This is a genomic window from Parasediminibacterium schistidii, assembly GCF_046546515.1.
Classification (GTDB): Bacteria; Bacteroidota; Bacteroidia; order Chitinophagales; family Chitinophagaceae; genus Parasediminibacterium.
On the sequence record NZ_JBKHKJ010000005.1, the window covers coordinates 76,609 to 98,690 of the forward strand.

The window sequence follows — 22,082 nt, forward strand, 5'->3', positions numbered from 1 at the left end:
AGGCACAAAGTTTTAAGTAAAACATAAGCATAGATGAAACCAACAACAAAAGCATTGATTTTTTTATCCTGGAACTTTCTGTTGTTTTTCTATTTTTTGATAACCTGGTATATGCAGCATAAAGATCTTACTGAAGATTTAGAATTGTATGGTGAAACACCCCTATTTGGGGATATTGTTGAGTTGGCGGCAATGGTTGGGGCTATTTATTACTCAATACTTACGCTTTGGTCTTTTCTAATCTATAAAAATTCAAAACAGACTACTCCACGGCTTGTTCCGCTTTTTATTTTTACAATATTGCCAATTGTATTTATAATTTTTGCATGGTTACGATACGCTTACTAATGACAGGAATGCAGCTCTAGGATTAATAAAAATAAAAAATTTTCATTTGCTTATGAATTCCGCCCAGCATAGGTTTGCCTTTTACTAAACCTCAACTTCCTCGCCCATTTTTTTCAATAATTAAGGCCAACTTTAATTATGTTTGTTTGTAATATTGCTAATAGCTGCATAAAAGTTTTTCGCTTTGCCCCTCGCCTTTGGAGAGGGGTTGAGGTGAGGTTTAACTAAAAAATGCTAAAAACTTTTATGCACCCGATTAGCAGGTGCATAAGCCTTTGCGGTGAAAAATCCTGAATAGTATCGAATATTATAAATGGCAAGAATTTTACTTTTTATTTTTTTAATGGTAACTGGCACTGCCTATGCTCAGGTGTTGCCGCTTTCCCGTACAGATTCGGGCAAGGTGGCCGCTTATCTTGCACAGTACAACCAGCAACTGGCTGCCAGTAATTACAAAGAGGCGTCCCGGATGCTGAACGAAGCTGCTTACATCTATTGGAACTACAACCAAAGCAACCAAGCCATCACCTATTACGAGAAAAGCCTAGAGCTGAACAAGCGTATTGAAAACGGCAATGGCATTGCCATGATACACAACAACCTAGGTATGCTCTACGCCGACATTGGCGAATATGAAAAATCGCTCGCCCATTTCTCGCAAACATTGGCTACCCGCAAGGCACAAAAAGAACCTGTAAGTATTATCTCCTCCTTAATCAATTGCTCTATTGTCAATAACAATTTAAAGCGATACTCCACTTCCGTCGATCAATTGCAAGAGGCATTGACCCTTGCAAGGGAAATGAACGACATTAAACAGATGGCTAGCGTATATGCCATGCTAAGCGAGACCAACGAGAAAATGGGCAATATAGACGAGTCGCTCAAATATTTTGCCTTGTACAAATCTTTCCATGACCAGTTGCAAAAGAAAGAAGTAACCAAGCTGGCAGGAGAATTAGAATCGGAAAGCCTGAAAAAACAATTGGCGGAAGCAGAAGCAAAAAACAAGGAATTTGAATTGCTGAAAAACCAAGCCACTTTGCAAAAACAAGGGTTACAGCTTAATACAATAAAAACGGCCAACAGCAATTTGTACAAAAACCTTAGCCGCACTGAAATAGAAATAGAGCTGCAAAAAGAAGCATTGAAAGTAGAACACGCCAATGCTAGTGTGGTGGAAGCAAAGAACAAAGCATTGGAAAAAGAAAAACTGTATAGCTGGTGCATTGTATTGATAGTGGTGGTGTCGTTGGTAACCATAGCAAGCATAAAGTATGCTGATTATAAAAAAATAAAGCGCAAAAATGAACTTTTACGGCAGCAAAACTTGGCCATTATTGAACAGAAAAACCAACTGGAAGCATCCAACAGCGTAAAAAACAAGATATTCTCAATCATCGCCCACGACCTCCGTGGACCAATAGGATCTATGCAAACATTCTTTAGTATGATGGATATGTTTGAGATGCAAGACGAGCTAAGGGAAGTAATAAGCCAACTGGCAGCAGAAAACAAAAATGTATTCAATATACTGGACAACCTGCTAAACTGGGCAAAAACCCAAATGGCTCAGCTCAAACCTGTATTTGCGCCTTCGGATATATATGGTATAGTAAACGAAAATGTAACTTTGTTGAAACCTATTGCAGAGCCAAAGCAAATTTCAATCATCAACGAAGTGCCAGAAGGGCTTTTGGCCATGACAGATGCAGAAATGACAAAAATCGTGGTAAGGAACTTGATACAAAACGCCATTAAATTCACCAAATCGGGCGGTACAATTACCGTAAAAGGGGAGTCAGCAGCTAATAAAACAATCATAACCGTAGCCGACAATGGCGTGGGTATGAGCCAAGAAAAGCTAGCCAGTTTGTTTAGTTTGAAAAGCAATCAATCTACCTATGGCACATCCAACGAAAAAGGCACAGGGCTAGGCTTGGTGCTTTGCTATGACCTTACAAAAACCTGCGGTGGCACATTGAGCGTAGCCAGCGAAATAAATAAAGGCACTACATTTACCCTTAAACTAAATGGCGTATGATGAAAATGGAATTAATAATTATTAAATTAAAAGCAAACAAAAGTTTTTCGCATTGTGTACCGGTTTTTTTCTCCTCCTTTAGGGGACGGGGGTACACAATAGCATTCATTGCAGGCCTGCTTGCAATAACAAACGTTGGCATAGCCCAGCAACAAAACCCTAAGCACTACACAGACACTGCCACTGGCAAGTTGTATTGGAACAGGTCGCAACCAGTATATCTATGGGTATCGAGCCAGCCCGACCATGCAGAAGAACCGCTTAAAAAATCGCCCAATACAAGGGTTTCTGTGCCGTTTTATTTAGATACGGAAGGACCCAATTATATACGCTCTAAAAATGCAGTGGATCCCGATACCAAGGAAACTGCAAAGCCTTTGCAGGAAGTAATGCTGGAAATTTATGCCGATGGCATTGCCCCGGAAACAAACATTGCCTTGGATGCGTACAAAAAATATACTTCTGCCAAAGGGGTATTGTATTACGGGCCGTCCTTGTCTTTTACAGTAAACGCTACAGACAAAACCAGTGGCGTGGAAAACATATTTTATTCCATCAACGGGCAGCCATTTACTGCTTTCAACGATAAACAAATCATTAGTGAGCAAGGCGATTATAATCTCCAGTTCTATGCTACTGACAATGTGGGCAACGCCAGCAAGGTAAAGCAGCATGTATTTACAGTTGATAATACGCCCCCTTTTACCAACATCAATGTGAATGGCATATCCGTTGGCAACCAGATATCCCCTGCCACAAAAATTTATATCAACCAGATAGACACGGTTTCTGGCATTAACAATACCTATTTTAAGTTTGACAATACCTCGTTTGAGCAATACAATGGCCGTGCATTGGATATAAGTCGTTTGTCAGAAGGCAAGCACTTAATTAGCTATTATTCTGATGATAAAGTTGGCAACAAAGAAGAACCAAAACTATTTGATTTTTACTTGGACAAAAGTGCCCCAATCATGGCGGCTGATATTTTAGGCGACCGATTTATTGCCAACAACACCGTTTATTTTTCTGGGAAAACAAAGCTGAAATTAACTGCTATAGACAATAAAGTAGGTGTGAAAGAAGTGCGCTATGCTATTGATGGCGAAACATTCAAAACCTATACGCAACCTTTTTACCTGCCCAATGTGTCTGGTATGCACGATATAAAATTTTATTCAGTCGATAATTTAAACAACCAAACCACTTCCGCCGATGGCTCGGGGTATGAGGAGTTTAAGCATAATGTAACGAAGGTATATGTGGATTTAACAGGCCCAACTATGAGCCACAAGATACTAGGCGATGTTACGTTCAGGAGGGATACCATGCTGCTTGGGCCTAAAAACAAAATAGTGCTTAGTGCCACAGACCCAGAATCGGGCTTGCAGAAAATAACCTACAGTTTTGATGGGCAGTTGATTGAAAACGATTACAAAACGCCGATAAGCATGGACAAAGATGGTTATCACTTGCTCGAATATTTTGGCTACGACAATGTGAACAACCGTAACCCTGATGCTTTTTATTTTATTACAGACAATACAGGGCCAGAAATTTATCATTACTTTACCGTAGGCAGCATCGATACAAAAAATGGGGTAGCGGTTTACCCTGCTTCTGCCGGGCTTTCTTTGGCTGGCACAGACGAGCTAAGCGGTTTGAAAACAATCATGTATTCAGTAGATGGCCAGCCAGAAAAATTGTATAGCACCACCATCACAGGGTTGAAGCACAATGCAAAACACACCATAAAAATTACCGCTACCGATTATTTAGGCAATGAAAGCTTTGACGAAATAAGTTTTTACTTGAAGAAATAAGCGGTAAAGCGAAATATAAAATTGTTTTTTTGAAACACTTTAAAGGGGGAGCATTTCAAAATTTCTTTTTTTGTTGTTTTCAATAGATTTTAACTGCAAAATCTAGGTTTAACAAGCATCCTATATGGGGGAAATTTTGGATACCCATGGGGGCATATTTCCTCCATATAGGATTTCCATTTTGGACTATATACCTATTCATGCCAACTTTGCATTAAAGGAGCAACTAAGGGCATCTTGGACTTGCCTCCCGCATCGGATGGTAACTTGCTTAGGAAAATGATAATCCACCATCAAAATCTTATCAGTTTCTTATCAATAAATTATCATTATATCATCATAAAACTATCATTCCATTATCAATAGAGTATCATAAAATTCACTTAAATTATCATAAAAAATGAGGCAAAAAAAATAAAAAATAGTTGATTTGCAATGAGTTAAAAGCAAAAAAGATAAGCTCTGAAAAAATAAATCACGGAAAAAGAAGAAAAATAACCCATTTGAAATCTTCGCTTAGTTCTTCTTATTCCCTCCCTTGTTCTTGCACCCTCTCCCTTTGGAGAGGGTTGGGGCGAGGTCGGGAATTAGGGTACGCCTATCACCATCAATTATATATCTTGCTGATAAATAAAAAGGGGGAATAAAAAGCGAAGATTTAAAATGCACTCGTCATAATTAGGAGTTTAAAAATATTTCCAAAAGCCTAGACAGAAGAAGTATTAAAAACAAAGCAATACAGGTATTTGCACAAAAATGATTTTCGAATAGGAAATTACAAGTTTCCGACTGTTTTATAAATACTGCTAAAACAAAACTACTTTTATACTGTTTTAATTAGCAATTACATAAATAATGCACACCAAGCAATCCACCATATTTTTTTTCATCGCCTTTTTGTCGGCACTATGTGTTGCTTTTACAACGGAAATGCCAGGTTTAGACAAGCCTGTGCCTATACCACCTAGCGAGCAGCGCAGTGGCAATGCAGCCAAAGGCTATGACTACCTTACCACTGGCGATTACTTAAAAAGCGGCGTGCCATATAGTTATTACAAATTGTTCAATGCAAAAGACACTAGCAATTACCTGCATCGCACAGGCAAAAATGCCCTTGTGCCTTTTGGGTTCAATGTAGTAAATGCACCAAATAATGTGGTGGTAGTAGTGCCTACCTGCCTGCAATGCCATGCACAAGTTTTTGATGGGCAATTGGTAATGGGTTTGGGCAATACTTTTCAGGATTTTACCCATATTGGGCAAGCAAATAACCCCGTAACAAATTTTGGGGCAAGGGTAATGGCCACTTTTACACCTAAGCAATATGAGGCAGCTTTGCCTATCTTCAATTCATTCGATGCAGTATTGCCTGAAATAGAAACGGAGGTAAAGGGCGTGAATTCCGCAGACCGTTTGGCCGCAGTATTGGTTGCCCACCGGGACCCGCAAACGCTGGAATGGCAAAGCAAACCAATTTTAGACATACCCAAAGGCGTAATACCTACCGATGTGCCAGCATGGTGGCTACTGAAAAAGAAAAATGCCATGTTTTACAATGGCTTTGGCCGGGGCGATTTTGCCAAGTTCCTGATGCTGAGCAATATACTCACCGTAAAAGACACCAGCGAGGCAAGGGAAGTAAACAGCCATTTTGGCGATGTGCTGGCATACCTAAAAACAATCAACCCACCTAAATACCCCAAAGCCATCGATCAAACACTTGCAAACGAAGGGGAAGAAATCTTTATCAATAATTGTAGCAGATGCCATGGTACTTATGGTGAAAATAGTTATTACCCCAACCTGCTTATTCCTGCTTCTATTATTAAAACAGATTCGTTGTTGTACAAAGGCAACCAGCAAAACCCGCAGTTTATACAATGGTTCAACAAAAGTTGGTTTGCACAGGGGCAAAACCCTGCTAGGCTACAGCCTTTTAATGGCTATATAGCCCCACCGCTAGATGGGGTTTGGGTTACTGCCCCTTACCTGCACAATGGTTCTGTGCCTACTTTAGAAGCATTGCTAAACAGCAAGGAACGCCCCGTTTACTGGAAGCGAGACTTCAATCGTCCCCAATATGACTACGAAAACCTAGGCTGGGTATATGAAACGCCAACATCGCCCAAAAAGAAAACAGTTTACAACACCACCCTGCCCGGCTATGGCAATAGCGGCCATACTTTTGGCGATAAGCTAACAATGGAAGAAAGGAAAGCGCTAATTGAATATTTGAAAATGTTGTAGCATAGTTAATCCCCCTCGCTTGCCCTCATGTTTTCAATTTTTTATGCTGTTAGTTCTGCATCAACAACAAATAGATCAGAAAGGAAATAATGGTACAGCCAATAAGAGCCACAATTATTTTGGAAAGCTGGTTGGCTTTCTCTTTCGTTTTTTTTTTTTGGTAGAGCTTGAATTGTGTATTAAGTTTTTTTCGTACCAAAACAAATGCTTCATCTTTGTTCTTGGGTTATAAATTTTTATAAAGTAATATACTTTTATGCATATCAATATGAGGATAATGCCTAAAATAATCAATACTAAAAGTGTTGCAATGAGTGGCAATCGTAGCATGTTAAATTTTTATTCAGGATGCAATATACTAAAAGTAGCATATGTCATGCAAGTTGAATTTTTAATTTTTTAACATGAATATTTTATAGTACAACGTATTCAAAAAAAAAATACTTTTGTAGGTGGGAAAGGAATGGTATTTGTTATGTATAATTTTTAAAAAAAATAAATAATACAGGATTTTATGAAATTAAAATTGTTTCTCACATTAGTAGTTGCATTTGTTTTTTTTGCCGCATATTCACAAACAAAAAAAAGCACTACGAAGAAAAGGGTTTATCATCGTTCCGCCACAACACAAAAAGCGGTGGACATTAGCAACTCAACCGATAGCGCAGATATTTATTACTTGATGGGTTGGGATTCGTACAAAAAAGGTGAGTTTGGCGATGCTCGCTTTTTCTGGGAAAAATCAAGTGGCTGCGTTTCTACCTCGGCGTCTAAATATTCTGCAATGTTCCGTCTAGGGCTGTTGAACCAAGCTGGCGAAGGGGTAGGGGTAAACCTAGAAACGGCTTTTTATTATTTTAACCAGGCTTACAACGAAGGCAAATCAAACGGCAATGTTGATGCCACTAAAAATGTGGCTGCCTATTACGAAAATGGCATGGCCGTGCAACGGGATAATAAAAAAGCGTTGGAATGGTATCTAAAAGCCAAAGCCCAAGGCAATAAATATTGCAACGAAGACATTGCAAGGGTAAGGGCAAAGGTAAAAGCTGGAGATATTAATTGAGTGGTTATACAGGGTCCACATCTACAACAATACTTACAGCCCTATATCTTTTGTCGCTTTGTATAATGGCTATCTGCTGTTGTATTTCTCGTTTGCATTGCTGGATGGTGGCTGCATCTTTCGGTAATTTTATTAAAATTTCCCAGAGATACTGGTTGCGTACCCTGTCCACAGGCGGTTGTGCCGGACCATGAAGATAGGGCTTGAAATTTTTTTGCATGCCTACTAATAATATATTGGCTGCTTCCTCTGACACATAACTGTCTTTGTGCTTGAAGGTAAGTTGTATAATCCTAAAAAAAGGTGGGTATTGGTAAGCTTTCCTTCCTTCGTTTTCGTAGTTGTACAATTGCAGATAGTTGTGGTTTTGCACGAAAGCCAGCACCGGGTGCTGAACATTACTTACTTGTATCAGTACATTGCCTTTCCCATCCTTTCTCCCAGCACGGCCGCTTACCTGTTCCATTAGCTGGAAGGCACGTTCATTTACACGAAAATCGGCAAAATGCAGTATACCATCACCGTCAATAATGCCCACAAGGTTCACATGCTCAAAGTCTAGCCCCTTTGCCACCATTTGCGTGCCTACCAAAATATCTATGCGCTGCTGTTCAAATAACTTTATCAGGTTGTCGTGGGCGTTTTTGCCTTTCACGGTGTCGTAATCCATGCGTGCAACCCTTGCATTAGGGAATTGCTCCGCCACCATTTCCTCTATTTTCTCCGTGCCAAAATTCTTTTGTATAAAATTATGGCTGCCGCACGCCGCACAGGTATGCAGCACAGGATAGGTAGTGCCGCAATAATGGCAGCTAAGTTTGTTTTTAGATTTGTGGTAGGTAAGGCTCACGTTGCAGTACTGGCACTGCGGTATCCATCCACAATTGTTGCAGATCATGTAAGGGCTATACCCCCTTCTATTCTGGAAAAGGATTACTTGCTTTTTTTGCGATAGCGATACTTCTATCGCCGCAATCATCTGTGGCGACAGGGCTATTTTGCTTTTGTCTTTTGTGGCTATTTTTTTCAGGTCAACCAATTCAATCGTGGGCATCCCCACGTTGCCAAACCTTTCGGCAAGGGTTACCAAGCTATATTTATGTTGGAGGCAATTATAATAGCTTTCAATAGAAGGCGTGGCACTGCCCAATAATACCTTAGCCCCAAATAGCGAGGCATAATATATGGCTGAGTCCCGGGCATGGTAGCGGGGGGCGGGGTCTTGCTGCTTGTAGCTGGCATCGTGTTCCTCATCCACCACTATCAGACCTAGGTTTTTAAACGGCAGGAAAATAGAACTCCTTGCCCCAAGCACCACTTTGGTTTGCCCGCTTTTTACCTTGTTCCATATTTCTACCCTCTCGTTAGGGTTGAACTTGGAATGGTAAATGGCAATATTGCCACCAAAATGCACTTGCAGCCGCCTGATCATCTGTGCGGTCAAGGCAATCTCAGGCAGCATATACAGCACTTGCTTGCCTTGCTGCATGTATTGCTCTATCAGTTTCATATATGCCTGCGTTTTGCCGCTGGCCGTAACGCCGTGCAGCAGGCATACATTTTTTTCTGTGAAAGCAGTGTTGATGGCATCCAAAGCCGCCTGCTGCACTGCTGACAATTCAAAATTCATGTCTATGCCATGCAGCAGGGTTTTAATGCGGTCAGTAGCCCTTTTTTCGGTTTTTAAAATGCCTTTGTCTATCAATCCCTTTAGTTGGGCAGCACTGGCATTGGCTTTTTTAAGCAGCACAGGCTGCGTAACCTCACCTTCTATTTTAATGATGTGCAAATAAGCCAGCAGCAGCTCCATTTGCTTGGGGGCAGGATTTTTGCCTTCGTTGAAAAGGGCAGACAATTTTTCCTCATCGTGGTAAATGGGGTTTAGCAATATGTATGTTTCGGTTTTGCTTTTATATTTTTCCTGCAATTCTTCCCAAACAAAACAAATTTGCTTTTCTATTAATTTTTTAATAACGGGGTAAACATTGCTCGTGTCCAGCAATTCATGCACTTCGCTTAGTCGTAGCTCCTTTTTTATTTCCAGTGCCTGTGCCACGATAAACTCATTGTCAGAAAGCAAGGAGCCATCGTTCAAGTCGAAATTGGTTTCCTCGTTCCAAATCAAGATGCTTTGGCTAGAGAGTTTCAGGTTGGCCGGCACTGCGGCCTGCATCACTTCGCCCTCGCTGCACATATAGTACTGGCTCATCCAATTCCACAGCTTCAACTGGTTTTGGTATAGCAATGGCTCATCGTCCAAAATATTCAGCAGTTCCTTGGGCTGGAAAGCAGCGGGCTTTTCCTTGGTGATGGTTTTAATGATGCCCGCATATTTCTTGTTCCGCAAATCTACTTCTACCCTTATCCCAATTTGTGCCGCTTCCTGCAAATGCCCCGGTATGGCCCATGTATAAGTAATGGGGAGCAGCAGGGGGATGATAACCTCGGCATATAAATATGTCTGCCCCGGTTGCAAGGTTGCGGATGAAAACAGGCTGCTATTTTTTGAGTTGCTCATAAATGGAATAGCTGCAAGGTAAGGCAAGCAGGGGTGCGAACCAAGATATTAGAAATAAACCACTTTTTATTCCTAGCAGGATAGTGCAGGATTGTTGGCGTGTTGTTTATGGTAATTTTATTGCCTATTAAGAACGATGCTTTGCCGCACAGTAAAAATACTTGCTATGATAAATGGCATTTTATTATGATTCTGGGTAATGCTTTTTGCCAACCCATAGTGCATCTTATCTATATATAAATAGTGTAGTTGGGTGCAAAAAAGGATGAAAATGAAATATTTAATTAACTATCCCCGTTTTATAAAATCAATATCCGCTATCCTGTTGGTATTGGTTTTTGGCTTGTGTTACGGGCAGGATAGTGCCAATGCTGGCAAGCAGCAAAGGATAGAATATGGGCCATTTAATGCTAATACAGGGCATTGGTATTCCATTGCAGACAGCAAGAACATGATTAATGCCTTGCCTAACAGGCCAAGGTGCCAGCCTACAGATTTGGTAAACATTGGCGACAATATCTTGTTATTCCAAAAAGCAAATGGCGGTTGGCCTAAGAACTACGATATGTTTGCGAAGCTGACAGATGACCAAAAACAAGCGGTAACGGCTAAAAAAAACGACTTAAGTACAACATTTGATAATGGTACATGCTACACGCAAATAGCAGCTTTGGCTACGGTGTACAATGCAACAAAAGCAGAAAAATATAAAAAAGGCACTTTGGATGGGCTGGATTATATATTGAACGCCCAGTATGCAAATGGTGGCTGGCCACAATATTATCCATTGGAGGAGGGCTATAGCAGGGAAATTACCTATAACGATGGGGTGATGGAAGGTATTATGTCTTTGCTGAAAGACATTATTGACCATAAACCTATCTATGCTTTTGTTGTAGGCAAATGCCGTTTGAAGTTGCAGAAGGCTTTTGACAAAGGGCTGGACTGCATTTTGAAAACACAAATAAATGATGTAGGCAAGCCTACAGCTTGGTGTCAGCAATATGATGAAATAACCTTGCAACCCGCTTGGGCAAGAAAATTTGAACCGCCTAGCATTTGCAATGGGGAGAGTTCGGATATAGTTCTTTTCTTGATGCGGATAAAGAAACCTTCAAAGCCAATAATTGAGGCGGTACAAAATGCAGTGGCTTGGTTTCAAGAATCTGAAATTTATAATACCAAAGTGCTTACCGTGCCAGCACCAGAAATGCAGACACCTTACAGGATTTCTCGGAAAGACAGAGTAGTGATGATCGACAGTACGGCACCGCCTATCTGGACTCGTTATTACGAGTTAAAAACACATAAGCCTATTTTTTGTAATAGGGATAGTAAAATAGTCTATTCCCTTGCCGAAGTAAGCCGTGAGCGCAGGGATGGCTACTCTTGGTACAACTATAAGCCACAAAAGGTATTGAACAAGTACAAGCAATGGCAGCAAAAATGGGCGGTGGGGAATAATGTGTTGGCAAAAGAATAATTAGCCACTAAAGCATAAAGTAACGTTATGAGTTATAAATTATGAATTAGTAGTAGTCGAAGTTTTTTTTAACGTTTAAAGTATATTAAAACGTTTCTTTCTTTCTTTTTTTTCTTTCCTTAGTGCCACTTTGAGCCTTAGTGCCTTTGTGGCAAAAAAAGCAAATTGATTTGAATGTGTATTAAAATCAGGAAAATATTATTATCAGGGTTGTACTGCGTATGCTTGCTGGCTATTGCCTCGCAAAAGGCAAAAGCACAGCCATGGTCCGAAAAAGCGGCTTCTACGGTTATGAACGTGTGGAAAGACACGGCTTCTGCTAATAAATGGGCATATGAGCAAGGTGTTTTTATGCGGGGCATTGAGGAGGTTTGGCTACTAACAGGCGACAAAAAATACTTTAAATACATGCAAAATTACCTTGATGGCCTAATTGGGGCAGATGGGGCAATAAAAGGGTATAAAGAAGATGATTATAATATAGATAATATACTGCTTGGCAGGGCTGTATTGACATTGTATAAAGTATTGGGTTCAGAAAAATACTACAAAGCAGCCATGCAATTGCGTAGGCAAATAAAAAACCAACCCCGTACTAACGAAGGCGGTTTTTGGCACAAAAAGCGTTACCCAAATCAAATGTGGCTGGATGGGTTGTACATGTGTGAGCCTTTTTATGCGGAATATGCCACCCTATTCAATGAGGAAGAAGATTACAACGATATAGCCAACCAGTTCATTTACATGGAAAACCATGCCCGTGATATTAAAACAGGCTTGTTATATCATGGTTGGGACGAAAGCAAAAAAGAAAGATGGTCTGACCCAAAAACGGGTCTTTCCCAGAATTTCTGGGGTCGGGCAGACGGTTGGTACGCCATGGCATTGGTAGATGTATTGGACAAAATACCCATGAACCACCTTAAGCGTGGTGAGTTGCTGGCTATTCTTGGCCGTTTGGCTACCGCCATCCAAAAATACCAAGATGCCTCAACAGGCTTGTGGTACCAAGTATTGGACAAGGAAACAGAAAAGGGTAATTATTTGGAGGCTTCTGCCTCTTGTATGTTTGTTTATGCATTGGCGAAAAGTGTACGACAAGGTTATTTGCCAACTAGCTACCAACCTGTAGCCGAAAAAGGGTATACAGGTATTGTAAACAAGTTCATTGAAACGGATGCAAACGGACAAGTAAATCTGAATGGTACTGTTAGTGTAGCTGGTTTGGGTGGCACACCTTATCGTGATGGCACCTACCAATACTATCTCAGCGAGAAAGTAGTACAAAACGATGCAAAAGGTATTGGTGCATTTATCCAGGCGGCGGTTGAGATAGAGCGTTTGGCGCACGTTACAGACGGTAAAGGAAAAACAGTATTGTTGGATAGTTATTTCAACGATGAACACAAGACAGATAAAAATACGAGCAAGCTTATTTCATACCATTACAAATGGGATGAAATGGACAATGATGGCTTTTCTTTGTTTGGGCATATATTCAATAATTATGGCTTAAAAACGGCCACATTAAATGAAGCACCTACAGTCACTAATTTGAAAAAAGCGTCAGTTTATATAATTGTTGATGCGGATGTGCCAAAAGAAAACTCCGATGCAAAATACATGGAGCAAAGCCATGTAAAAGCCATTAGCGAATGGGTAAAAGCGGGTGGGGTATTGCTTGTGTTTAACAATGATACCGGTAATGCAGAATTTAAACACCTGAACACTTTGATGGCAAAATTTGGTATGCAGTTTAAGGAAGATAGCCGCAACCATGTAAAGACACCCAATTTTGAACAAGGTGCCATTTATATTCCCGCTGGCAATACCATTTTTGAAACGGCTAAAAAAGTATACTTAAAGGAAATTAGTACGCTGAAAGTTACGCCACCTGCCGTGTCTGCATTAACAGATAAAGGCGATGTGATTATTGCAACAGCAAAATATGGCAAAGGCACTGTGTTTGCGGTAGGTGATCCTTGGTTTTATAATGAATATACAGATGGGCGTAAACTGCCTGCAGATTTTGAGAATTTTAAAGCCGCCAACGATTTGGTAAGTTGGGTAGTGGGGCAAATTGGAAATAAAAAGTAATAAATAGCTTAATGAAGATAATAATGAATAAAAAATATTGGGCTTTGCTGCTTCTAGTAGCCATGTCGTTTATTGTGCCAAAACCGAAAATAACGGTTTGGATGATTGGCGATTCCACTATGGCAAACAAACTGGAAAAAGCATTCCCCGAAACAGGCTGGGGGATGGAGTTTGGGCATTTTTTTGACCAAAGCGTAACTATAGATAACTGTGCATTGAATGGCCGCAGTACCAAATCGTTTATCAATGAAAAACGCTGGGATCCGATTTTAGATAATTTGAAAGAAGGTGATTATGTTTTCATAGAATTTGGGCACAATGACGAAAAAATTGATAAACCAGGCGTTGGCACAACTATACCTGAATTTAAGGCCAACTTGGTAAAGTTTGTGCTGGAAACAAGAGAAAAAAAAGGGATACCCGTTTTATTAACGCCTATAACTCGCCGCAGCTTTAAAAATGGCGTACTCACAGACACGCATGGTAAGTATGCTGAAACAACCATTTTTGTGGCCGATTCATTAAAAGTGCCGTTGATTGATATGCTTGAAAAAAGTAAAAAGTATGTAAGTGGGTTGGGGGATGAGACTTCCAAGCAATTGTACAATTATGTTGATTCGGGCAATGTCAATTACCCAAATGGGAAAAAAGACGATACCCATTTTAGCCCGGCTGGGGCAAAAAAAATGGCAGGGCTTGCAGTAGAAGGCATTAAAGAATTGAAATTGGGCCTTGCGGAAAGGTTATTAAAGGGCTAGTTTGTGCCTTAAAGGGGTAAAATAGTTAATTTTTGGTGGCTTAAATGTTTAAACAAATGTATTAAACCCAAATTGTTCTTTTTTGTATTACATGGCACTTTATATTTATCGCAACTTTCTCATAACTATAAAAAAATGAATTCAAAATGATTTTGTCCAAACAAAGCTTAGGGAGTATTACAAAAGCAGGTGTAAAAAAACCAGTAGAAAATGTGTTTGAATTGCCTGAAAAAATATTGCAATTTGGCACAGGCGTGTTATTACGTGGCTTGATAGACGATTTTGTTGACAAAGCCAATCGTACAGGCATATTCAATGGAAGGATAGTAGTGGTAAAAAGTACAAGTACAGGCGGTACGGATGCTTTTGCTACGCAAGACGGTCTGTTCACCCAATTGATAAAAGGGATAGACAATGGCACTAAGGTAGATGAGATTGTTATCAACTCCTCTATCAGCCGTGTGTTGGCCGCTAGCGATGAGTGGGCTGAAATATTGAAGATAGCCGCAAGCCCAAACCTGCAAATTATTTTTTCCAATACCACAGAGGTAGGCATTGCCCTATTGCCAGAAGATAAAGTTACTGCAGCCCCACCAAAATCTTTCCCAGGCAAGTTATTGGCTGTGCTTCTAAAACGTTATGAAACATTTGGCGGCACTCCGGAAAGTGGTTTTGTGATTGTGCCGACAGAATTGGTAGTTGATAATGGCATTAAATTAAAAGGCATCGTAAAAGAATTGGCTGTGTTGAATGGCCTAAGCGAAGCATTTATTAGCTGGTTAGAAACCGCAAATGATTTTTGTAATTCATTGGTAGATAGGATTGTACCGGGCAAGCCTTCTGATGTTGATAAGCAAGCAGCAGAAACTGCTTTGGGCTATTCCGATGATTTGTTGATTATGAGCGAGTGCTACCGCTTATGGGCTATCGAAACATCCAGCGAGCGGAGCAAGGGGATATTGTCTTTCAGCAAGGCCGATGTAGAAGGAGTGGTGATTGTGCCAGACATCAACAAATTCAGGGAGCTTAAACTGCGTTTGCTGAATGGTACACATACGTTTTCCACTGGGCTGGCAATTGCAGGTGGTTTCACCACAGTAAAAGAAGCGATGGCTAATGAAACATTCTCCAACTTCATCACCAATGTTTCCAACAACGAAATGGCACCCGCCATTTTGAATAAAAATATTACCATAGAAGATGCAAGGGCATTTGCTGGTAAAGTGCTGGATAGGTTCCGCAACCCATTCATAGAGCATTTATGGTTAAGTATTTCTGTGCAATACACTTCCAAGATGAAGATGCGCAATGTGCCCATCCTTCATAAATATTTTGCGGCGAATGATACACCGCCTAAGTATATGGCATTGGGTTTTGCTGCTTATATCTTGTTTATGAAAAGCCATCAAAACGAAGAAGGCAAATATGTTGGCACATTAAACGGCAAAAAATACACCATAACGGATGATTATGCGCATGTATTGCATGACCATTGGCTAGGCAGTGATGCAGCCACAGTAGTAGATTTTATATTGAAAGACGTGAGCCTATGGGATTTGGATTTATCGTCCCTGCCAGGTTTTTCGGATGCTGTAACCACGCAGTTAGCCATTTTGATAGACGAGGGCTTTGAAGCAGCGGTAAAGGGTCTTGCATAAGCAATAGCGAAAACGAGTTTAAGAAGAAATGTTATAACCCGGATTTTTAGGCAATATAAGGTACGATATAATTCTTCGCTGTAAGTTTTCCCTTTAATCTCAGTAATCCTAAAAATCCCAGTTCAGACATAATAGTAAAATAGTGTAGAATGAATCATAAAGTATTAAAAGTAAACCCAAAGGACAATGTAATTGTTGCTTTGCAAGACCTTAAAAAAGGCGATGTAGTGGTATATAATGGCGAAACTTTCATATTGGAAGACGATGTAAAGGCCAAACATAAGTTTTATGCTTACGACATGAAACAAGGTGAGGAGGTAATTATGTATGGGGTATTGGTAGGTAAGGCACAAATGGATTTACCTAAAGGCTCTTGGATGAATACAGAAAACCTGAAACATGCAGCCGAGCCTTATTATTTCCGCACATCCAACTACGAATGGCATGCACCAGATGTATCCAAATTTGCTGGCAGGACATTCAATGGCTACCTACGTTCCGATGGACGTGTAGGCACGGCCAATTACTGGCTGTTTATCCCAACTGTTTTCTGTGAGAACAGGAACTTGGATGTAATTCGTGAAGCTTTGCACAATGAGTTAGGCTATGCAGTTACGGAGAAATATAAATCCTTTGCACACCATTTATTGGAAGCGTATAATAAAGGCGAATCCTTAGATAGTATAAATCTTGCTGCACCTGCTGCCATAACAAAAGAGCGTCCGTTTAAAAATGTAGACGGTATCAAATTCCTTAACCACCAAGGTGGTTGTGGTGGCATCAGGCAAGATGCGGCTGTATTGAGCAAGCTATTGGCTGCCTATGCAGACCATCCGAATGTGGCTGGTGTAACCGTACTAAGCCTTGGCTGCCAGAACCTGCAAGTGCAGGATTTTATGACAGATTTGAAAAAGCACAACCCTCATTTTGATAAGCAGCTTTATATTTTTGAGCAACAACAATCGCAAAGCGAAGAGCAATTGATTAGCGATGCCATCAAAAAAACATTCGGGGGGCTTGTAGAAATAAACAAGCTTGAAAGGCAACCTGCCACGCTAGATAAATTGACCATTGGCGTAAAATGCGGTGGCAGCGATGGTTTTAGCGGCATATCTGCCAACCCTTCCGTGGGCTATTGCAGCGACTTGGTAGTGGCTTTGGGCGGTAAGATATTACTGGCTGAATTTCCTGAATTATGTGGTGTTGAGCAAGAATTGATTGACAGGACAAAAGACGAAGCTTCTGCCCAAAAATTCATCCATCTGATGAAAACCTATAGCGATTCAGCATTGCGTGTAGGTTCTGGCTTCCACATGAACCCTTCACCGGGTAATATTAAAGATGGTTTAATTACCGATGCCATCAAAAGCGCGGGTGCTGCCAAAAAAGGCGGTAGCGCACCAGTGGTAGATGTATTAGATTATACAGAGCCTGTTGTAAAACCGGGTCTAAACCTAGTATGTACACCCGGTAACGACGTGGAAGCAACTACTGGTAAAGCAGCAAGTGGTGCTACCCTTATCCTGTTTACCACTGGTTTGGGTACTCCAACGGGTAACCCTGTTTGCCCAACCATTAAAGTGTCATCCAACAATGCGCTAACCAAGCGTATGAGCGACATCATAGATATCAATACAGGTGCTGTGATAGAAGGGGAGAAAACCATAGAACAAATGGGTGAAGAAATATTGGAATACTGTATCAAAGCGGCAAGTGGTGAAGTAATTCCTAAAGCAGTATTGCTAAATCAGGATGACTTTATCCCATGGAAAAGAGGGGTAAGCCTTTAGTAATTATAAATGGAGCGTTGTAACGGCAATCCATTGCGGTTGCCCTTGTCGCTTTGATCATCCTCGTCATTTCGACGCAGGAGAAATCTAACCGAATATAGGAATGTCTTTAAGTACGTTGTAAATGAAGTAAACAAAAATAAGGTTCTTGCTTTTTGTGGGGGTCTGGCTCCCTCTTCCTTGTTCCTGCCCCCTCTCCTTTTTGAGAGGGTTGGGGTGAGGTCTAACAAAAGGTGGTAAGCATTAATAATAATGGGTATGGTTTCGGAAAACAAAAAATAGTACCCCTGACCCCTAAACGTAAAAGACTGGATTATGAAAAAGTTTCTAGACGAGAATTTCTTGCTGAAAAATAAAACAGCAGAAACATTGTACCACGAGTATGCAAAGGCATTGCCTATCATCGACTATCACTGTCACTTGCCACAACAGCAAATAGCCGAAGATAAAAACTTTGAAAATATTACACAGGCATGGCTATATGGCGATCATTATAAATGGCGTGCAATGCGTACCAACGGTATTAGCGAAGGTTATTGCACAGGTAATAAAACTGATTACGAGAAGTTTGAACAATGGGCTGCCACGGTGCCATATACACTTCGCAATCCGCTGTACCATTGGACACATTTGGAATTGCAACGCTATTTCGATGTATACGAAGTGCTAAACCCTTCTAGCGCAAAAGCAATTTATGACAACTGCTCTGAAAAGTTGCGCTCCAAAGAATACAGTGTAAAAAACCTGATTCGGAAAATGAATGTGGTAACAATCTGTACTACAGATGATCCTGCAGATGATTTGGCATATCACCAACAACTGAAAGACCAAGGTTTTGAAGTGCCTGTTCTACCAGCCTTCCGTCCAGACTCGGCAATGAACGTTAACAACCCTGCTAATTTTGCTGCCTATGTAAAGAGGATTGAAAAGGTTGCTAATGTAAGTATTGGAAACTATAAAGAATACGTAGCCGCACTAAAAACCCGTCACGATTTTTTCCACTCTATGGGCAGTAATGTAAGCGACCACGGTTTGGAAGAATTATATGCAGAAGAATATACAGAGGCTGAAGTAGCAGCTATTTTCAGCAAAGTATATGGTGGTGCATCACTTTCTTTGGCTGAACAAAACAAGTTTAGGAGTGCTATGCTAGTTGTTTTTGCAGAATGGGATCATGCTCGGGGTTGGATACAACAGTTCCACCTTGGTGCATTGCGCAACAACAATAGCCGAATGCTAAGGACTTTGGGGCCAGATACAGGTTTCGATAGCATTGGCGATTTCAAGCAAGGCAAGGCATTGTCTGCCTTCCTAAGCAGGTTAGAAACCAACGACCAATTGGCCAAAACCATTATCTACAACTTAAACCCTGCCGATAATGAATTGTTTGCCACCATGATAGGCAACTTCAACGATGGTAGCATCGCAGGTAAAGTACAATGGGGCAGCGGATGGTGGTTCTTGGATCAAAAAGATGGTATGATTAAGCAAATGAATGCTTTATCCAACATGGGCTTGCTAAGCAAGTTTGTAGGAATGCTAACAGATAGCCGTAGCTTCCTATCATTCCCACGCCACGAATATTTCCGCAGGATATTGTGTAACCTATTTGGCGAAGAAATTGAGAACGGCGAAATGCCAAACGACATAGCATGGACAGGTAAAGTAATCCAGGACATTAGCCACTTCAACGCAAAAAACTATTTCGGATATTAATTTTTATTTCGAGGCAATGAGGGTATAGGCAAAGGGGCAAAGAGTAAATGCGAAGTGATTTGTGTTTGTTCTTTGCCTTTTTTTAATATTTCAACTCCCCCTATAAGTAGAATACCCAAACGGATTAATCAACAAAGGCACATGGTAATGCGTATTGTCAAAAACTGTGAAGGTGATAGGAACTTCGGGATAAAATGTTTTTGTATCAAGGCTGACATAATAACTGGCCGTGTCAAATAACATTCTGTAAGAGCCTGATTTTAAAAACCTGCCAGAAGCCAATAAATCGCCAATACGGCCATCGGCGTTGGTTACTCCTTGCGTAATGGTTTGCCAGCCACCATCTACAGGCTTCTGTAAGCGGATTGTAATATTTTGTCCGGGTTTGCCTAAAGAAGTATCCAGTACATGCGTTGTGATATGGCTTGCCTTTAAAGAACCCCAATTGCCTTCGGTCATTAATTTCTTGAAACGCAGGATGCTTATTTTTTGTTGCTCGCCCATCGCGATTGCTAATTCTTCCTCGTACGTATTTACAATCCTGTCTTGCAGCAAACGCAACATTTCATCTGCAGTTTTGCCTGTGGCGCAAACAATAAAAATGAAACCAAATTTTTCTTCGTAATCCTCATTGCCTTGGGCTAAAGACTCCAATACGTTTTTTGTAGCTGTTTGCACGCCAGATTGTTCATTGCCCGCTAAGTGCTGTGTAGAAGCAAATTTTTCCGTGAGGCTTTTGATGTCGCCAATTTTTGGGTGGTGGTTAAAGGCTTCCAGCCAGTCTTTTTCGGTGCATTGTTCATACCAAATTTCGGCTGCTTTTTCAACCAGTGCAGCTTCTGATTCAATTGGTAATGCCTGCGCCAATAATTGCTGCCATTTTGTAGAGCCGTTGCAAGTAGCCAATTGTTTGATGGCTTCTTCCCTGGGTAAATTATTTAAATTTATAAGAGTCATTATGTATTTGTTTATTATTTTCCTCCGATTAAAATCAGAGGTTACAATATCAATCGTGCCTATGGCACTTGCATTTTACTGAAATTCTAATATTCGAAAACTAGACAGAGTTGTTTTCAACTCATAACTCATCATTACTTTATCGACGCTCCCTGGTCTATCCAACACCTAATCATATCCCTTTCTTTTTGCGTGATATTGGTCTTGTTATTCTGCGGCATTGTTTTCGTAATCACCACTCGTTGCATGATTTTGTCCTTCAGTTTTACAATGGCTTCTGGTGTATCGTACATGACACCGTTAGGTGCTTTTGTGTATACATCGTCAGTAGGGTGGGAGGAGTGGCAAGCCACGCATCTTTTCTGAACGATTTTGTTTACTTCCTCAAAACTTACATTGGACCTGCATTCCCCTTCTTTCTGCGGTGCGCTGATATAAGCGGCAGATAATAAAATCAAAACAGAAACCGGCATTACCCAATACGTCAATTGCCCTTTTTCTTTTAGGTTTAAGTAATGTTTTACACCCGCAACACCTAAAGAAAATATGGCGAGGATTAACCATGGATTGTCATTGCCAAACGTGCTAGGGAAGTGGTTGCTCACCATCACAAACAAAACAGGCAGTGTAAAATAGTTATTGTGTAATGAGCGAAGCCCGGCGTGTTTACCTAATTCAGGGTTTAAAAAACTACCTTCCTTTGCAGCTTTTACCATTGCTTTTTGTGCAGGGATGATTACAAAAAACACATTCCCTACCATCAAGGTCCCAATCATTGCCCCCAAATGGATATATGCAGCACGGCTATTGAAAACATGGGCATAGAAATATGCAAAACCTGTGCAAAGCAAAAAGCCAATGATTGCAAACCATAAACCTTTCTTTACCAATGGCGTTTTGCAAAGCGTAGCATAAATCAACCAAGCCAAAATAAAAGAACCGATTCCAATGCAAATACCTTCCCAATTAGGGATGTCCCAAACATTTTTATCAATCAGCATGGCCGATGCATTGAAATAATACACCACAAACAACAAACTGAAACCTGTTAACCAAGTAAAATAAGCTTCGTATTTAAACCAATGCAAATCTTTTGGGATTTCTTTTGGGGCTACTTTGTATTTTTCTACATAATAAAACCCTCCTCCATGTACCGCCCAAAGGTTGCCCGCTAGTTCTTGACGCACGTCTTTTGTTCTGTTCAAAGCATTTTCGAGGAACACAAAATAGAAGGATGCCCCAATCCATGCAATACCGAATGTTATGTGCATCAAGCGGACAACAATGTTCATCCATTCCATCACATGGCCTTCATAGATTGTTCCTTTTACGCCCATGTACAATGCACCCACGAGTGTTACAGAAACCAAAACGATAGCAGCGTACACGCAAGAGCGTATCACGCCTACTTGTTCCCTTTTTTCTTCTTCAATGGGATTGTCTGTTTCGTCAAATGCGGTGGCGTGTTGTTTTTTTAAAGCATGTAGGTAATAGGTCAATATAACCAACATCAATAAAATGCCCGCCAGTACTGCTATTAAAATTCCACTAATGATCATAAGCTAATTCTTTAATTA

General features: G+C 40.6%; 14 protein-coding genes. 11 read left to right on the forward strand and 3 right to left on the reverse strand.

Annotated elements, in window-relative coordinates; genetic code table 11:
* The first annotated feature begins 33 nt into the window (after window positions 1–33).
* The 5 genes from ACHFIY_RS04215 (at window position 34) to ACHFIY_RS04235 (ending at window position 7,528) form a co-directional block, all read left to right on the forward strand.
* Window positions 34–348, forward strand: coding sequence for a hypothetical protein (locus tag ACHFIY_RS04215; protein WP_410844816.1), 315 nt, complete (start codon window positions 34–36; stop codon window positions 346–348).
* 313 nt (window positions 349–661) lie between these two features.
* Window positions 662–2,392, forward strand: a complete 1,731-nt coding sequence (locus tag ACHFIY_RS04220; protein ID WP_410844817.1) for a tetratricopeptide repeat-containing sensor histidine kinase — start codon at window positions 662–664, stop codon at window positions 2,390–2,392.
* 5 nt (window positions 2,393–2,397) lie between these two features.
* The gene (locus ACHFIY_RS04225) at window positions 2,398–4,215 is read left to right on the forward strand and encodes an OmpL47-type beta-barrel domain-containing protein (protein ID WP_410844818.1); all 1,818 of its coding nucleotides are present in this window, start codon (window positions 2,398–2,400) and stop codon (window positions 4,213–4,215) included.
* An 897-nt stretch (window positions 4,216–5,112) separates the two neighbouring features.
* Window positions 5,113–6,462 (forward strand): c-type cytochrome, encoded by a 1,350-nt coding sequence (locus tag ACHFIY_RS04230; protein WP_410844819.1) that lies wholly within the window; start codon window positions 5,113–5,115, stop codon window positions 6,460–6,462.
* Window positions 6,463–6,976: 514 nt separating this feature from the next.
* A complete protein-coding gene (locus tag ACHFIY_RS04235) occupies window positions 6,977–7,528 on the forward strand; it encodes a tetratricopeptide repeat protein (protein WP_410844820.1) in 552 nt (183 codons plus the stop codon).
* A 4-nt stretch (window positions 7,529–7,532) separates the two neighbouring features.
* On the opposite strand, the gene priA is transcribed toward ACHFIY_RS04235, so the two are convergent.
* On the reverse strand, window positions 7,533–10,046 hold the full coding sequence (gene priA, locus ACHFIY_RS04240; protein ID WP_410844821.1) for a replication restart helicase PriA: 2,514 nt from the start codon (window positions 10,044–10,046) through the stop codon (window positions 7,533–7,535).
* Window positions 10,047–10,317: 271 nt separating this feature from the next.
* Here priA and pelA point away from each other — a divergent pair, with 271 nt between their 5' ends.
* The 6 genes from pelA to uxaC all read left to right on the forward strand — a co-directional run bounded on the left by pelA (window position 10,318) and on the right by uxaC (window position 19,548).
* Window positions 10,318–11,529, forward strand: coding sequence for a pectate lyase (gene pelA, locus ACHFIY_RS04245; RefSeq protein WP_410844822.1), 1,212 nt, complete (start codon window positions 10,318–10,320; stop codon window positions 11,527–11,529).
* Window positions 11,530–11,703: 174 nt separating this feature from the next.
* A complete protein-coding gene (locus tag ACHFIY_RS04250) occupies window positions 11,704–13,626 on the forward strand; it encodes a glycoside hydrolase family 88/105 protein (protein WP_410844823.1) in 1,923 nt (640 codons plus the stop codon).
* Between the two features lie 11 nt (window positions 13,627–13,637).
* Window positions 13,638–14,384 carry a rhamnogalacturonan acetylesterase gene (locus tag ACHFIY_RS04255; RefSeq protein WP_410844824.1) on the forward strand — a complete coding sequence of 249 codons (747 nt, stop codon included), beginning with the start codon at window positions 13,638–13,640 and terminating at the stop codon, window positions 14,382–14,384.
* 146 nt (window positions 14,385–14,530) lie between these two features.
* Window positions 14,531–16,042: a tagaturonate reductase gene (locus ACHFIY_RS04260; protein WP_410844825.1), complete on the forward strand. Its 1,512-nt coding sequence runs from the start codon at window positions 14,531–14,533 to the stop codon at window positions 16,040–16,042.
* A 149-nt stretch (window positions 16,043–16,191) separates the two neighbouring features.
* Entirely contained in the window at window positions 16,192–17,832 is a 1,641-nt protein-coding gene (locus tag ACHFIY_RS04265; RefSeq protein WP_410844826.1) for a UxaA family hydrolase, read from the forward strand.
* A 315-nt stretch (window positions 17,833–18,147) separates the two neighbouring features.
* Entirely contained in the window at window positions 18,148–19,548 is a 1,401-nt protein-coding gene (gene uxaC, locus ACHFIY_RS04270; RefSeq protein WP_410844827.1) for a glucuronate isomerase, read from the forward strand.
* Between the two features lie 90 nt (window positions 19,549–19,638).
* Here uxaC and uraD read toward each other — a convergent pair whose 3' ends face one another.
* A complete protein-coding gene (gene uraD, locus ACHFIY_RS04275; protein ID WP_410844828.1) occupies window positions 19,639–20,505 on the reverse strand; it encodes a 2-oxo-4-hydroxy-4-carboxy-5-ureidoimidazoline decarboxylase in 867 nt (288 codons plus the stop codon).
* A 134-nt stretch (window positions 20,506–20,639) separates the two neighbouring features.
* Window positions 20,640–22,064, reverse strand: a complete 1,425-nt coding sequence (locus tag ACHFIY_RS04280) for a urate hydroxylase PuuD (RefSeq protein WP_410844829.1) — start codon at window positions 22,062–22,064, stop codon at window positions 20,640–20,642.
* Window positions 22,065–22,082: the final 18 nt, after the last annotated feature.